The 14,681-nt window shown below is 73.0% G+C and carries 16 protein-coding genes and 1 pseudogene; 3 read left to right on the top strand and 14 right to left on the bottom strand.

The genetic code is table 11. The annotated features are described in order from the left end of the window. Window positions 1-64: 64 nt before the first annotated feature. Window positions 65-1,741 carry a glycosyl hydrolase family 18 protein gene (locus tag ACFT2C_RS18970; protein ID WP_377208624.1) on the bottom strand — a complete coding sequence of 559 codons (1,677 nt, stop codon included), beginning with the start codon at window positions 1,739-1,741 and terminating at the stop codon, window positions 65-67. Between the two features lie 320 nt (window positions 1,742-2,061). Between ACFT2C_RS18970 and ACFT2C_RS18965 the strand changes: the two genes are divergently transcribed. Next, window positions 2,062-4,128 carry a LuxR C-terminal-related transcriptional regulator gene (locus tag ACFT2C_RS18965; RefSeq protein WP_377208623.1) on the top strand — a complete coding sequence of 689 codons (2,067 nt, stop codon included), beginning with the start codon at window positions 2,062-2,064 and terminating at the stop codon, window positions 4,126-4,128. Window positions 4,129-4,156: 28 nt separating this feature from the next. Here ACFT2C_RS18965 and dtd read toward each other — a convergent pair whose 3' ends face one another. The 11 genes and pseudogenes from dtd to ACFT2C_RS18910 form a co-directional block, all read right to left on the bottom strand. Beyond that, window positions 4,157-4,582 (bottom strand): D-aminoacyl-tRNA deacylase, encoded by a 426-nt coding sequence (gene dtd, locus ACFT2C_RS18960; protein WP_377208622.1) that lies wholly within the window; start codon window positions 4,580-4,582, stop codon window positions 4,157-4,159. Continuing rightward, on the bottom strand, window positions 4,579-5,631 hold the full coding sequence (locus ACFT2C_RS18955; RefSeq protein ID WP_377208628.1) for an asparaginase: 1,053 nt from the start codon (window positions 5,629-5,631) through the stop codon (window positions 4,579-4,581). The genes dtd and ACFT2C_RS18955 overlap by 4 nt, the downstream gene beginning before the upstream one ends. A gap of 35 nt (window positions 5,632-5,666) precedes the next feature. Beyond that, entirely contained in the window at window positions 5,667-5,993 is a 327-nt protein-coding gene (locus tag ACFT2C_RS18950) for a DUF2516 family protein (protein ID WP_377208621.1), read from the bottom strand. A gap of 9 nt (window positions 5,994-6,002) precedes the next feature. Beyond that, complete coding sequence (locus ACFT2C_RS18945; RefSeq protein ID WP_377208627.1) at window positions 6,003-6,857, bottom strand: ABC transporter permease; 855 nt, start codon at window positions 6,855-6,857, stop codon at window positions 6,003-6,005. Then, the gene (locus tag ACFT2C_RS18940; RefSeq protein ID WP_377208626.1) at window positions 6,854-7,231 is read right to left on the bottom strand and encodes an AAA family ATPase; all 378 of its coding nucleotides are present in this window, start codon (window positions 7,229-7,231) and stop codon (window positions 6,854-6,856) included. The genes ACFT2C_RS18945 and ACFT2C_RS18940 overlap by 4 nt, the downstream gene beginning before the upstream one ends. A 124-nt stretch (window positions 7,232-7,355) precedes the next feature. Then, window positions 7,356-7,667, bottom strand: a pseudogene (locus tag ACFT2C_RS18935) (ATP-binding cassette domain-containing protein); the annotation flags it as partial. A gap of 161 nt (window positions 7,668-7,828) precedes the next feature. Further along, complete coding sequence (locus ACFT2C_RS18930; RefSeq protein WP_377208620.1) at window positions 7,829-8,779, bottom strand: permease prefix domain 1-containing protein; 951 nt, start codon at window positions 8,777-8,779, stop codon at window positions 7,829-7,831. Continuing rightward, window positions 8,776-9,156, bottom strand: coding sequence for a PadR family transcriptional regulator (locus ACFT2C_RS18925; RefSeq protein ID WP_377208625.1), 381 nt, complete (start codon window positions 9,154-9,156; stop codon window positions 8,776-8,778). The genes ACFT2C_RS18930 and ACFT2C_RS18925 overlap by 4 nt, the downstream gene beginning before the upstream one ends. 174 nt (window positions 9,157-9,330) lie before the next feature. Beyond that, window positions 9,331-10,446, bottom strand: coding sequence for an aromatic acid exporter family protein (locus tag ACFT2C_RS18920; protein ID WP_377208619.1), 1,116 nt, complete (start codon window positions 10,444-10,446; stop codon window positions 9,331-9,333). 103 nt (window positions 10,447-10,549) lie between these two features. Then, on the bottom strand, window positions 10,550-11,701 hold the full coding sequence (locus ACFT2C_RS18915) for a YgfZ/GcvT domain-containing protein (protein ID WP_377208618.1): 1,152 nt from the start codon (window positions 11,699-11,701) through the stop codon (window positions 10,550-10,552). A 53-nt stretch (window positions 11,702-11,754) separates the two neighbouring features. Continuing rightward, the gene (locus ACFT2C_RS18910; protein ID WP_377208617.1) at window positions 11,755-12,378 is read right to left on the bottom strand and encodes an FABP family protein; all 624 of its coding nucleotides are present in this window, start codon (window positions 12,376-12,378) and stop codon (window positions 11,755-11,757) included. Window positions 12,379-12,530: 152 nt separating this feature from the next. Here ACFT2C_RS18910 and ACFT2C_RS18905 point away from each other — a divergent pair, with 152 nt between their 5' ends. Next, the gene (locus ACFT2C_RS18905; RefSeq protein WP_377208616.1) at window positions 12,531-12,890 is read left to right on the top strand and encodes a DsrE family protein; all 360 of its coding nucleotides are present in this window, start codon (window positions 12,531-12,533) and stop codon (window positions 12,888-12,890) included. A gap of 16 nt (window positions 12,891-12,906) precedes the next feature. On the opposite strand, the gene ACFT2C_RS18900 is transcribed toward ACFT2C_RS18905, so the two are convergent. Together ACFT2C_RS18900 and ACFT2C_RS18895 are read right to left on the bottom strand one after the other, a co-directional pair. Further along, entirely contained in the window at window positions 12,907-13,347 is a 441-nt protein-coding gene (locus tag ACFT2C_RS18900; RefSeq protein WP_377208615.1) for a DUF4395 domain-containing protein, read from the bottom strand. After that, complete coding sequence (locus ACFT2C_RS18895) at window positions 13,344-13,793, bottom strand: thioredoxin family protein (RefSeq protein ID WP_377208614.1); 450 nt, start codon at window positions 13,791-13,793, stop codon at window positions 13,344-13,346. The genes ACFT2C_RS18900 and ACFT2C_RS18895 overlap by 4 nt, the downstream gene beginning before the upstream one ends. A 219-nt stretch (window positions 13,794-14,012) precedes the next feature. Between ACFT2C_RS18895 and ACFT2C_RS18890 the strand changes: the two genes are divergently transcribed. Beyond that, complete coding sequence (locus ACFT2C_RS18890; protein ID WP_377208613.1) at window positions 14,013-14,672, top strand: YceI family protein; 660 nt, start codon at window positions 14,013-14,015, stop codon at window positions 14,670-14,672. The last annotated feature ends 9 nt before the right edge of the window (window positions 14,673-14,681 follow it).

Below are 14,681 nucleotides of genomic sequence, written 5' to 3'. Positions count from 1 at the left end.
AGCCACTCCCGGTGGCGCTCGACGGGCCATCCCCTCCATCAAGGGCTGGCCCCGGAAGGTCGCGTCAGCAGAGGCCCAGGTCTTGCCAGACTCCCCATTCGGAGGGCGCGGGCGTCTCGCCCTGCGTCCACCACTTGGCGCGCCACTCGTGCCCGCCGTGCGACACCGTGTTCCCGCCCACGTAGACCGCCGACGCGCTCCAGGCCGCCGAGGCGCACGCGTCACCCGGCGGGTCGGTCGGCGGGTCCGTCGGCGGATCGGTGGGCGGGTCCGTCGGGTCGGTCGAGCCGCCGTCCTCCACGGGACCCGGCGTCCCGCTGCCGAGCACGCCCTGCAGGGCGCCGGTCAGCGTGCCGGACCGGTCGCCCGACAGGTCCCACCACATGGCCCCGCCCAGGCCCTGCGCCCGGATGTAGTTCGCCTTCGTGGTGATCGACTGGGCGTTGTCGTACGACCACCACGTGTTGCCGTCGTGCCGCCAGGCCGCCCCGAGCTCGGCGTCGTAGTACCCGGTGCCGACGTTCTTGATGACGTCGTAGTCGTTGATGCCCGCCTCCCACTGCCCGGGCGCAGGACCGGTGGCGGTCCCCCACGGCTCGGACGACGTCGCGCCGGTCCAGCCACGCCCGTACATCGCCAGGCCGAGGCCGAGCTGCGCCGGGTCGATCCCGGCGTCCACGTACGACTGCACGGCGAGGTCGGCGCTGAACTGCCGCGCGGGCTCCCGCGGGTCGTCGGGGTCGTGGTAGAGGTTGCCCTGGTGCCCGGTCAGCGCGGGGTCCCAGGCCCCGTGCAGGTCGTAGCCCTGGACGTTGCCGAAGTCGAGGGACTGGAAGATCTGCGGGTCGTTCCAGCCGCCGTCCTCGATGTCGGCGGGGTTCGCCGGCAGGAACGCGGAGAGCTGGTAGTGCTTGCCCGTCGTCGCGCCGAGGGCATCGAGCTGCTTGCGGAACTCGGCGAGCAGGAGCTTGAAGTTGCGCGCGTCGTTCACCTCGTCGACGTGGTTGCCCACGTTGCCGTTCTGCGAGCCGGGCCACTCCCAGTCGATGTCGAACCCGTCGAAGACGCCTGCGGCGGCACCGGCGCCGCCGCGGCCGTCGATGACCGGCAGGTTGCCCTTGATGAACATGTTGATGCAGCTCGACACGAGCTTCTGGCGCGAGGCGTCCGTCGCGGCCGCGAGCGAGAAGTTCTTGGACCAGGTCCACCCGCCGATCGACATCATGACCTTGAGGTCGGGGTGCTTGGCCTTGAGCTGCTTGAGCTGGTTGAACGAGCCGGCCAGCGGCTGGTCCCAGGCGTCGGCGGCTCCCGACACCGAGTTCGCGGCCGTGTAGCCCATGCCGTAGTCGGCCCAGGCGTCGCCCGCGCCGTCGGACCCGGTGGGGCCCTCGCCCTGCGCCTTGTTGGCCTCGAAGCACTCGAGGTTCTGGTGGTGGATGTTGGCGAAGGCGTAGTTGATGTGGGTCAGCTCGTCGGCCACGCCGGACGTGTCGACCTGCTTGACCTGGTAGCCACGCCCGTACACGCCCCATTGCGTGAAGTAGCCGACGCTGCGGAAGCCGTTGATCGCGGAGTCGCGGGTGGCGGTCTTCGCGGGCTTGTCCTTGGCCTGGGCAGCCTCGGACAGGCTCGCCCCCGCAACGACGGCGGAGGCCGCCACGGCGAGCGCGGCCGCTCCCGCGAGGATTCGTCGGGTGAGCCGTCTCGTGCCCGACGGCGGAGCGTAGGTCGGTCCCATGTGCGTCCCTCTCGTCTGCGGCCCGGTTGGCCGGCATCCCTAAAGTAAGGACACCTCGCATAACCGGGGAATGAGGGAAATCCCCTACGTAGGTAGTCGTGCGGCCGATATTGCAGATCCGGTCAAAAGTCGCAGGCCGAAGTTGATGCGGGTGAAACCTCTGACGGTCATACTTGCGAGCACCGTGAACGAATCCGGGAGGCTCGACGATGACCGCGCTGCCGCTGCAAGTCGTTTTTCCGCTCGCCCTCGGTGACCGCACCGTGGCACCCCACGTCGCGTGCGAGCTCAGCCGAGTCGTGGGTGACGAACCTGGATGTGTGGACCAGACAGCCCGGATGCTCGACGAAGAGCATCTCCTCGGGACGGCGCTGATGCCGGACCCGCTCCCCGCCGCGCGCGCTGTCCGCGAGGCAGCAGGCCCGCTCGGCCTCGACGACGACGCGCGCCGCGTGCTGCTCGTCGCCGCCGTCGCCGTGGTGGACCGCACCGAGGTGCTGCTCGCCGCGTCGGGCATCGACATCGACACCCTCATGGCCGGCCCCGCCGGGCGCCACCTGCACCTGGTCGGCGGCCGGTTCCGGTTCCACCATCCGCGCATCCGCTCGATCGTGCACGAGGACGCCGACCTCGCCACCCGCACCGCCGCCCACGTCGCCCTGGCCGACGTGCACCGCAAGGCCGACGAGCCGCTCATCGCCATCTGGCACACGGCCCTGAGCACGCTCGCGGGCGACCCTCTGCTCGCGGACGGCCTGGTCGAGCTCGCCGAGCAGCACCTCGCGCGCGGCGACGTCCACCGCGCGCACGAGGTGGCCCGCGAGGCTGCGAGCCACGGCACCGACACGGTGCGGGCCCGTGCCTTCGCCGTGGCCGGCCGGGCCGCGCTGTGGGCGGGGCACGTGCACGACGCCGTCGTGCACCTCCGCCGCGCCACCCACCCCTCCGGCAACGTCGGGCCCGCGGGCGGCGCGCCCGACGCCGCCCGGCCGCTCGGCATCGCGCTCTCCCTCCTCGAGGGCCGGCCCGACGCCGTACTGCCCGGCGACGCGAGCGGGCCCGACCGTGCGGCGATCGCCGCCGCGCGCAAGACGATCCGCCTGCTCGACGCCGCCCCCGGGGACGCCGCGGCGATCCTGTCCGAGGTCGCGGAGCTCGCCCCCGCACGACCTCCCGGCTGGTGGTTCGACGGCCCGGACGAGGCCATGACGCCGCTCGCGGAGGCGCACCTCCGGGTGGCGCAGTCGTACCTGGCCCTGCGCCTCGGCGACGTCACCGGGGCTGCGTCCGTGCTCGACGACGCCGTCGAGCGCCTCCCCGTGGCCCTCGCGTTCGGCGGGCTCGGCATCGCGCTCGCGCGCCGCCTCGACCTGGTCCGGGAGGGGCACCTGAGCCGGCCGACCGCCGCACTCGAGGCGTCGGTGCCGGGACAGGTGGCGCCCGTCGTGCGGGCGGCGACGCTCGGCGACCGGGCCCAGACCGCAGTGTTCGACGGCCGCTGGGTCGAGGCCGCCACCCTGCTGGGTCTCGCCGCCGAGCGCGGCGGCGACGACCTGCGCCGGCTCTGGCTGCCCACCCCCGACCCGGTGGAGCTGCTGGTGCTCGCCGGCCAGGACCGGGCGGCCCGCCGCACGCACGAACGGCTGCGGCTGCGCGTGCTGCCGTCCGTGGGCCCGGAGGCGACGGGCGGCCACCCTGGCGGCCCGGCCGGCTCCGCACTGTCCGGGGGCGGGTCCGCGAACGGGTCCGCGGGGACCAGCCTGCCCGGCGGCGCCGGGATCTCGGGCGGCCCGGTGCGCCGACGTCGGCTCGACCTGGCTCGCGCCGAGCTCGCCCTCGCCGACGCCTCCGGCGTCAACCGGGCGCGCGAGCGCGCCGTGGAGGCGTCGCTCCGCGTGGGCTCCACGTTCGAGCGCGGCCTCACCGAGCTGGTTGCCGCCCGGGCATTCGCGCGCCTCGGCCTGCCCGGCGACGCCGCCGCCCACCTGCTCGGCGCGCACGAGCTGTTCGAGGAGTCCGGCGCCAAGGCGTGGGAGCACATCGCCGAGCGCGCCCTGCAGGCGTCGGGCTTCGTACCCGGCGGCCGGGTCTCGACAGGCTCGACCACCGAGGCCGCGGGCTCGTCCACCGGTCCCGCCGAAGCGCAGGGCGAGACGGCGGGAGACCCCGCCGTCGGGCAGGAGGAGCTCTGCGGGCAGTGGAACGGCCTGCTCACCGAACGGGAGCTCGACGTGGCGCGGCTGGTGGTGCAGGGCCGGACCAACCGGCAGGTGGCCGCGAGCCTCTATGTGTCGGTACGCACCGTGGAGGTGCACCTGGGGCGGGTCTTCCGCAAGCTCGGGGTGCGCTCCCGCACGGAGCTGGCGGTGCTGGCGCTGCGCGGCTGAGCCGGCGGACGGCCCGGCGGGCGCGGGCTCACGCCTCGAGCAGGATCGTCACCGGGCCGTCGTTGACGAGCTCCACCCGCATGTCGGCGCCGAACCGCCCGGTCTCGACGGTCAGCCCGCGCTCGCGGAGCGCGGCGACGACGGCGTCCACCAGCGGCTCGGCGACCGGGCCCGGCGCCGCCTGGTTCCACGTCGGGCGGCGCCCCTTGCGGGCGTCGCCGTAGAGCGTGAACTGGCTGACGACGAGCACCGGCGCGCCGACGTCGGCCACGGACTTCTCGTCGTGCAGGATCCGCAGGTCGGCGATCTTGCGGGCGATCGTCTCGACCTGGGCCGCGCCGTCGTCGTGCGTCACGCCGACCAGCGCCAGGATGCCGGGCTTGTCGATGGCGCCGACCACCTCGCCGTCGACCACCACCGACGCGCGGGTGACGCGCTGGAGCACGGCCCTCATCGGCGGCCCTCGGGGTAGCCGTCGGCGAAGACCGCCCGGACCTCCCCGACCGGTCGCCCGCCGCCGAGCACCGGCATGCGGCCCAGCCCGTCCAGCCCGCCCGGGTACACGCCCGGCAGGCCCGCCGCGCCGGCCGCGCGCAGGGCGGCGGCGAGGATGGCCGGGCGGGCCCGGGCCGAGCCGTCGAGCACCTTGAACGCGATGGCGGAGCCGTCGGGCAGGCCGGCGGCGTAGACGCCCTCGGCGCCGTCCTTGGCGACCAGGCCCGGCACGGCCTGCATCGCGAGCGTGACGTCGCGGCCGGTGCCGCCCACCATGTCGGGGTGCGCGGAGATCGCGCGGGCGGCGCGCGCCTCGTGCGAGCGGACGTCGACCGTGGGCGCGGCGCCCAGGATCGAGAACGCGCGCGCCAGGCCCAGCAGCGTCGTGGAGAACAGGGGCGCGCCGCAGCCGTCGACGGTGGTGCGCATGACCACCTCGGCGTCGCCGGTCATCTCCAGGACGGTGGCGCGGACGGCCCGCTGCAGCGGGTGCTCGGGCGACAGGTAGGTCTGGATGTCCCAGCCCTGCGTGAGGCAGGTGGCGAGCATCGCCGCGTGCTTGCCCGAGCAGTTCTGGGCCAGCGACGCCGGGCCCGGGCCGCCGGCCAGCGGCGCCATGTGCCACTCGAGCGCGGCGGGCGGGTAGATCGGCAGGTCGGGCGCGTTCTGCAGCGCGCCGGGGCCGAGCCCCACGGAGCCGAGGATCTGCAGCACTCCCTCCAGGTGGAAGGCCTCGCCGTTGTGGCTCGCTGAGGCGAGCGCGAGCAGGCGGTCCGGCAGCTCCAGCCCGGCGCGCAGCATCGCCACGAGCTGCACCGGCTTGAGCGACGACCGCGGCCAGACCGGCGTGGTCGGGTTGCCCACCTGGACGACCGGCCGGCCGGAGGGGTCGAGCACCACGAGGTGCCCCAGGTGCACCGACTCCACGAGGTCGCCGCGGATCACCTCGGCCAGCGGCGCGGCGTCGTCGAGCACGCTGCCCGACCCCGGGCTGCCGGTCCGGGCCATCGTCGCCCCCACCCGGCCGGACGCCATGTTGGCCGTCACCATCCGCCCTGCGGGCCGCGCGGCTTGTTGCCCGTGCCGTACGGCTGCAGGCGGGGACGCACGTCCGCCCAGTAGATGATGGCCGGGACCACCGCGATCACGTTGAGGAAGGAGTCGGCCGTGAAGTAGCTCGGCGGCAGCCCGAGCAGGCCGAAGACGGCCGCGGCACCGAGGATCGCGAGCCATATCGGCTTCGAGAGCTTGCCCTCGGACTTGTAGGCGTGGGCAGGGCGGCGGGCCGCGTCGACCAGGGCGACGACCTGGACCGCGAAGACGATGAGGCCCAGCCCGATGAACACGAACTGTTGGAGAGCTCCGAACACGGGACGAGCCTACGGCAACAGAGCGGGCGAAGTCCCTGGTCCGACGGCGGGGCGGAATGCCGTCCGCCCCGCCGCCGTGCGGGTCAGACGGACGCGCGGTAGGCCCGGAAAGCGCCAGTGGCCAGCCACGTCATGATCAGCACCGCCGCGGCGAGCAGGCCGAGCCGGCCGCCCACCAGGGCCCAGTCGGCCGAGCCGGAGAGCGCCTCGCGGCCGGCCACCACCGCCCAGTCGAACGGGTTGAACCGGGCGGCGGTCTCGACCCAGCCGGCCGACAGCCGCGTGTCCATCACCGCCGACGACAGGAACATCAGCGGCAGCACGATGAGCTGCGACAGCCCGATCACGGGCCTCCTGCGACCGCGCCAGCAGCGCGAACGCGTTCGACATCGCCGCGAACAGGCAGGTGAGCAGCACCGCGGCGAGCAGGAGGACCAGGATGCCGAGCGGGCCGCCGTCGAACCGCGCGCCGCACAGCCAGGCGACGCCGAGCACCACCAGCCCCTGCACCAGGGCCACGGCCGCGTACCAGACCATGGTCGCGACCTGCATGGCGGCGCGGCTGGCCGGCGAGGCGAGCAGCCGGTCCATCACCCCGCGGTCCATGTCCTGGATGAACGACGTGCCGGCCCACGCCGCGCCGAACATCGCGGTCATCATGACCACGCCCGGCGCGATGAACTCCAGGTAGGTGTCGCCGGGCGCGGCGAACCCCGGGATCTCGACGACACGACGGAAGAGCTGCCCGAACAGCAGCAGCCAGATCATCGGCTGGACGAGGTTCATCACCGCGAACACGGGGATCCGGATCGTCCCCCGGTAGGCCCGCCCGAAGAGCAGCCCGGCATGCACGACGGCGCTCATGCCGCCACCCCCCGCTCGTCGAACACGCGGCCGGTGTGGTGCAGGTACACGTCGTCCAGGCTCGGCCGGGTCGCGCCGTCGCTCTGGAGCCGGTCCTTGAGCTCGTCGGGCGTGCCTCTGGTGACCACGCGGCCCTCGTCGACGATGACCACCTGGTCCGAGAGCCGGTCGGCTTCGTCCAGGTAGTGGGTCGTGAGCAGCACCGTCATGCGCTCGTGGCGCGCCATGGCCTCGATCTCGGCCCACAGCTCGGTGCGCGCCTCGGGGTCGAGGCCGGTGGTCGGCTCGTCGAGGAACAGCACCTGCGGCCGGTGGACCAGCCCGACGGCGACGTCCAGCTTGCGCGCCATGCCGCCCGAGTAGGTGCGGACCAGGCGGCCGGCGGCCTCCGTCAGCCCGAACCGGGCCAGCAGCTCGGTGGCTGGCCCGGTCCCCCGCCGCGCGGCGGGACAGGCCCTGGATCCGGCCGGCCAGCACCAGGTTCTCGTGGCCGGTGTCCATCGGGTCGCAGACCGGCTTCTGGGCCACGTAGCCGATGGCCCGGCGCACGGCCGCCGCGTCGCGGACGACGTCGCACCCCGCGACGCGCGCCGTGCCGGCGTCGGGTGCGGACAGCGTGGCCAGGATCTTGACGGTGGTGGACTTGCCTGCCCCGTTGGGGCCGAGCAGGCCCAGGACGGTGCCGGGCTCGACCCGTAGGTCGATGCCGGCGAGCGCGCGGACCTCGCGGCCGCGCGAGCGATAGGTCTTGGTCAGGCCGGCGACCTCGATCGCGGGCCCCTTGTCTTGGGAAATAGAGTCTCTGGACATGTTTCTCCCTCGGTGGGGAGCCCCGCGCGCACCCGTAGGCTGGGAGTGCGTCTCGCGTCCGGTCACGCACCGGGCTCGGATTGCGGTCCCCGGGCGATGGCAGTCGCCCGGGGGCCTTTTCTTGCCCGACGTCGGCGGTGGCAGCCGTCGACGTCGGAAGTTCAGTTCTTGCTCTGCTGGCCGAACAGCATGCGGGCGAGCACGAGCATGAAGACGACGAAGCCGACAGCCGCCGGAACACCCGCCCACAGCCAGCCGACAGCAAGGCCGACGATCAGGCAGGCGAGGCCGGAGAGCGTCCAGATCACCAGCGCGTAGATGCCGAACCGGGCGGCGGCGGCCGGGTCCTCCTCGAAGCGGTTGGTCGCCTGGAGTGCGGCGTCGGCCTGCAGCACCCACGGCTTCTTACGGTTCGTCTGCGTGGTCAGGAGGTAGACGAGGTAGGCGAGCCCGAGCAGGACCCACACCGCGCCGCCGATCACGACGCCCGCCAGCCGCCCGGTCATGAGGTACAGGTACCCGCCGAGCATCAGGCCGATCACGACGAGCGCCGCGGCGACGCCGTACGCGGCCGCCCGCCGCCGCGGGAGGGCGTAGTTGGTCGAGGTCTCGCGCGCCAGCGACGACGCGACGATCCACCCGGTGGCCGGCCCGGCGATGGCCATCAGGACCGGGACACCCCAGATCACCTCGGGCTCCACCTCCCGCCGCAGCACACCGACAAGCAGCGCGGCCGCACCAGCCACGGCCAGCAGTATGATCAGCGACGCGCCGACGACTCCGGCCACGTAGCGCGGTGATGGCGTCACGTGATTCCGGTGCGCCAGCTCGGCGAGCGTCTCGCGGCGGGCCGGGCCGTGCTCAGGGACGCCCGAGCCGAGTTCAGCGCCCGCGTCCGTCGTCGCGCCCGTTCCGAGCAGCTCGCGCACGTCGCCCAGCTCGTCCACCGCCCGCCGGGCGGCCTCGCCGGGCGCGACGCCCGACGCTGTCAGCTCGCTGACGCGGTCCAGCAGGTTCGCCCGGATCTCCTCCTTGAGGTCCTGGGTCTCCGGCGTCATCTCGACGTCGGCGAACGCCTCGTCGAGGAGCCGGTGCACGGTGTTGTCACTCATCGGCTTTCGCCTTTCAGGTCGAGGAGGGAGTCGATGGTGCGCCGCGTGACCACCCACGCGTCCACGTTGCGCCGGTACACGGCCCGGCCCGCATCGGTGATGCGGTAGTACTTGCGGCGTCCGCCCTGGGACTCGTCGCCCCAGTAGGCCTCGACCAGCCCGTCCTTCACGAGCCGCCGGTAGGCCGCGTAGAGCGTGGCCTCCTTGATCTCGTAGTCGCCGCCGGTCGCGTCGCGGATCGCCTTGTAGATCTCGAACCCGTAGCGGTCCCGGCGCCGCAGCACGCCGAGCACGATCGTGTCCGTGTGGCCGCGCAGGAGGTCGGCGGCGAAGGCGTCCGCCCCGCCGTCCGACGTCGAACCGCTCGCTTTCTGCATCACAGCAGGTACTGTATCTGATCAACTACCTGATGACAACAAGTCCAGACTCCTGACCTTGGTTCAACAGGCCCGGGAGAACCAGAAAGAGCTCAGCAATGGTCGCCGGCGACCTGTTGAACCTGAGTCAGCGCGGGACGCGCCCGGCTACAGCGCCGGCAGCGCGGGACCCGGCTACAGCTCCGGCAGCGCGGCGCGCGCCTCGCCCGGGGAGGCGCCCGCGGCCTCCAGCGCGTCGACGACCGGCGAGCGCAGCAGCATGACCAGCGACTGCACCTGCCAGTCGCCCTCCCCGACGGTCCGCGGGTCCACGCGGGCCGCCACGGTGGTCAGCGCCTCGCGTCCGCGGGCGCCGTCCGCCCCCGATCCGACGTCGGAGGCGAGCTGCCGCGCACCCGTCGCGAAACCCTCGACGAGCCCGGCGACCGGCTGCACGTCGTGCTCGCCCTCGAGCACGGGAAGCACGCGGCGGGCCAGCACCCGCACCGACCGCATGGTCCGGTCCACCAGTACCGCCTGTCCCTCCAGCCGGGCGAGCTCCCCGCGGTACACCCGCCCTACGGAGATCCGCGCGAGCTCGCGGGCGTCCCGGGCCGCCTCCTGCCACTCGGCGAGCACGGGCTCGGAGGCCCGGCCGCGCACGAGGGCGGCCTGGACGTCGTCGATGTCGCGCGAGCGCAGGCCGCGGGCGAGCGTCTCCAGGGTCTCGGCGAGCTCGGTCACGGCCCGCTCGGCGAGGGCGCGCGGACGGCGTCGGGTGTCGCCGGGCGTGAGCAGCGCGACGAGGAGGGCGACGGCGCCGCCGACCAGGGCGTCGGTCCAGCGCCCGAGCGGCCCGCCGGAGACCGAGGGCAGGCCGACCACGATGATCGCCTGCACCCCCGCCTGCGTGACGAGGAGGGCGCCGCGGTCGATGAACCGGGCGGCGATCGCGGAGATGAACAGCACGAGGGAGAGCTGCCACCAGCCTGATCCGATGAGGTGCACGATCAGGTCGCCCATGGCGACGCCGACGGCTACCCCCACGGCCAGCTCGGACACCCGGCGGACGTCCCGCTGCGCGGAGAAGCCGAGGAGGACCCAGGCCGCGACCGGCGCGAAGAAGGGCTGCTCGTGCCCCAGCAGGTAGCGCGCGACGAGGTAGGCGGCGCCGGCGGCGAGCGATGCCTGGGCGATGGGGATCAGGCCCGCTCGCGCGCGCGTCCAGCCCTGTCGCAACCGGGTGCGCAGCATGAGCGTGCGCATGGCCTGGCGCCACATCTCGTCGGCCGAGCCGGGCAGTGAGGTCACGGGTGCATCCTCGCACCCACCCACCATCAGTTGAGTGCGGGCTATTTGCGCTCTTCGGTGTGCCAGAAGCGCAAATAGCCCGCACTCAACGGGGTCGACTGGGTCAGATCAGGCTGGTGGGGCCGCGCAGGCCTCTCGTGAGGGGGCCGTGGGACTCCGGGCGGTCGACCGATACGCCGTCGCCCGGGACCACCACCTCCTGGGCCGCCGTCACCTCGATGCCCTGCCCCGAGATCTCGCCGGAGACCAGCAGCTCCGCCTCCTCGGGGACGCTGCGCTTGAGCACGGCGAGGCCGATCGGCCCCAGCTCGTGGTGGCGGGCCATCGAGGTGAGCATCCCGACGACCTTGCCCGCGCCGCCGTCCGACGCCGGGAGGCGCACCTCCGCGCCCGGCTCGGGGAGGAGGTGCTGCGAGCCGTCGAGGTGCAGCATCACGAGCCGGCGCGGCGGCCGGCCGAGGTTGTGCACGCGCGCGACGGTCTCCTGGCCGCGGTAGCAGCCCTTGTTGATGTGGACGGCGGTGCGCAGCCAGTCCAGCTCGTGCGGGATCGTGCGCTCGTCGACCTCGCGCGCGTACCGCGGGCGCCACGCCTCGACGCGGAGGGCCTCGGTGGCCCAGGTGCCGGCGAGCGGCCAGCCGGCGGCCTCGCGCGCCGCGACCTCGGCATCCAGGTCCGCACGGGGCACCAGGACGAGGCGCCACGGGCGCGCGGAACCCGGGTGCTCGGACTCGGGCGGCCCGTACCGGGTGCCCCCGCCGACGACGTTCGGCCAGGTGTCGTGCCAGGTCACCGGCTCGCCCTCGATGCCGTCGGCGGCGACGGGCTCGCCGATGGCGGCCCACTCGTCAGTGGCGTCGGTGATCTCGACGCGGAGCATGAACTTCATGCGGTCGAGCCAGCCGGCCAGGCCGGGCGCCGACGCGCGCTCGGTGATCAGCCAGGTGGCCTCGCCGTCGTCCACGACGCCGGCCGCGTGCTCGATGTGGCCCTGCGGCGACAGGACGAGCAGCTCCGTGCTGACCCGGGGCGCCAGGCCTTCGAGCTGCTGGGAGGTGATCGAGTGCAGCCAGCTCAGCCGGTCCGGCCCGGCGACCTTGACGATCCCCAGGTGCGACTGGTCGACCACGGCGCCGCCGCGCGACAGCGCGCGCTGCTCGGCCGTCGGGTCGCCGTAGTGCCAGGCGACGCCGGCGTCGGGACCAGAGGCGGCGACCGCGCCGTGCCGGCTCAACAGGGGGCTCTCGTAATCCATGCTCACCTCAGGTGCAGCGTCGTGAACGGACGAGGCATTCCCGCCCGCGATACTCACTGCCGGTCCAGCTCCGCCGACGCGTACGAGCGCAGCGGCTCGCCGAACGCGGCGAGCTCCTCGACCCACAGCAGGCGGCCCTGGACCAGCCCGTACAGCCGCTTCGACGCACGCACCTCGGCCGCCGTCGATGTCCGCGCTATCGCGTCCGACGCCAGGTCGATACGTCCGTTGCCCGCGGCGCCGACGTAGACCGCGATGCGCCCGGAGGCGTCGGCCACGAGCACCTCGAGCGCGTGCTTGTCGTCCTCGAGCCCGTCGGGCCGGTCCGTGGACACGCGCCAGTAGCCGGTCTCCGTGGACCAGACGGTTGCGGCCGCCGCGATGTGGGCGGGCTCAGCGGGTTCCGGAGCGACGACGTCGGACTCGGTCGGGTCCGGCACGGGGGCCGGCCACTCGCCGGGACCGGGCAGCTTGTCCGGGACGGCGCCGTCGAGCACGCGCAGCGTCGACTCGAACCGGAGGTACGGGCCGCCGTCGTGGTCGAAGACCAGGTCCTGCACGAACGTCTTCTTGCCGATGCTCGGGTACTCGATCACACCCTCACCACGCCATCGGCCGACCAGCCAGGCCAGCGGGTACACCTCGGGCGAGAGGCCGTCAGGGAAGGTGAACGCCATCAGCGCTGGCCGGTGTACAGCTTGTAGACGACGTAGCCGGCGAACCAGGCGACAGCGACGGCTACCGCCACGATGAGGCCGGTGAAGATGAGCTCAAGGGCATGGATCGACATGCTGCCGATCCTAACGGTCGACGGCATACAGTCAGCGGCATGCGCCAGCTCGTGATCAAGACCACTGCAGGCCTGGACCGGCCCGAGGCCACCAACCAGGCATTCACCGTCGCCGCGGCCGCGGTGGCGTCCGGGGCCGAGGTGAGCCTCTGGCTCACCGGGGAGTCGGCCTGGTTCGCGCTGCCCGGCCGGGCGGCGGACCTCGCGCTCGAGCACGCGACGCCGCTGCCCGACCTGCTCGACGTCATCCTGGCCGCCGGGACCGTCACGCTCTGCACCCAGTGCGCCGCGCGCCGCGACATCACCGAGGCGGACGTGCTGCCCGGCATCCGCATAGCGGGCTCGGCTCTGTTCACGGAGGAGATCCTCCGCGACGGCGCCCAGGCTCTGGTCTACTGACCAGTACGCCGTCCGCTCAGGCTCGGACCAGGCCCGACCGGCGCATCAGCAGGTAGAGCTCGCACCCGAGGCACAGGCCGACGACGGCGTTCAGCGCCGCGGCGACGAAGGCCACGGCAGCCGCGATCGGCACCGCAGGGAGCACCCCGAAGAAGCCGAGGATCACGCCCACCGCGGTGACGAACAGGCCGACGCCCTGCGCGAAGCGCGGCGGCCGCCGGTCCTCCATCTCCGCGGGCGGGCCGAGGCGCGGGCGCACGAACTTCTTGAACAGCAGGCCCTGCCACGAGCCCTCGGCACCGCGCAGCGTGCCGAGCAGGAAGCTCAGCATGACGAACGTCAGCAGCCACAGGCCGGCCGGGCTCGGGCCGAGCAGCACCACGGCCGCCAGCAGCACCGCCGTGATGCTCGCCCCGACGCGCGGTCCGCGCGGGTCGATCCCCTTGCTCACACTCATGACTGTCCTTCCCCGTCTGCTTCGGCCACCGCAGTGGAGACCCGGTTCAGTGCTTGACGTGCCTGGGTGTCGGAGACGACGCCGCTCATGCGGGCCACCTCGCGCCCGCCGCCGTCGACCACGAGCACCGTGGGGGTGCGCAGCACGCCCAGGGTGCGGACGAGGTCGAGATGATCGTCCACGAGCAGCTCACGGTGACCGACGTCGGGGCTCGACCCGGTGAGGCCCCCGAGGACGCGGGACGTGGACCGGCACGCGGCGCACACCTCGGCCGAGAACTGCACGAACGTCACCCGGTCCGCGAGTGCGATCCCCGACGCCGACCAGTCGATTCCGGCCGGGGTTTCCCGGGGTGCGCGCACAGCACCCTGACGTGCTGACCACCACACTCCGAGCGCGGCTGTACCCAGCACGAGCACTACCAGCGCTATGACCTGTCCCAACATTTGACCCACGATGCCGTGAGTTGCTCGTCCAGACAAGTCCTCACCTGCAATGACGCCCGTCACACTGCGGACGCCCAGCTTCCTCGCTCACCCGAACGGGTGAATTCCTTGACAGGACCACCAGCCAGAGCAGTATTTCTCGTGCCGAAATGTCCACCAACGTGATGCCATCCCGGTGGTAGCGTTGATGCATCCGCATATATGGGAGAAATTGCTAAGATGGAAGTTTTGCCAACTCGCACCTGGAATGGGATCACCATTCCGGCCGCCGGTATCTACACACTCGACCAGAACCACAAGCGGCTCGGCTTCCTCGCCATGCACATGATGGTCAGCCCGGTGCGCGGCGAGTTCGCCGAGGGCGAGGCCACGGTCGTCGTCGGCGAGGACCCTCTCCTGTCGCGGGTGACCTGCACCATCCAGACGGCGTCCATCGACACGCACGTGGCGGACCGCGACACCCACCTGTCCGGCCCGGACTTCCTCGACGCCGAGAACCACCCCACCATCGAGTTCCGCAGCACGGGCTTCCGCATGCAGACGCAGATCGACCCCATCTTCTCGTGGGCCCGGCTCAAGGCCGGCACCGCGGGGCGGCGTCCGCACGACCCGCAGCAGCCCGACGGCTCGTTCACGAAGTTCGTCATGGACGGCCTGCTCACGGTGCGCGGCGTCACGCGCCCGGTCACGCTCGAGTGCGAGTTCGGCGGCGTGGGCCACGACCCCTACGGCCAGGACATCTTCGGCTTCCACGGCAGCTGCGACATCGACCGCGAGGAGTGGGGCCTGCTCTGGAACGTCGCGCTCGAGGCGGGCGGCGTGCTGGTCGCCAAGAAGGTCCGGATCGAGATCGCCGGCGAGATGATCCGTCAGTCCTGACGGGGCCCG

Source organism: Promicromonospora sp. NPDC057138 (assembly GCF_042670845.1).
Classification (GTDB): Bacteria; Actinomycetota; Actinomycetes; order Actinomycetales; family Cellulomonadaceae; genus Promicromonospora.
Note: the sequence above shows the minus strand (reverse complement) of the source record. Positions and strands in the feature narration are given on the sequence as shown.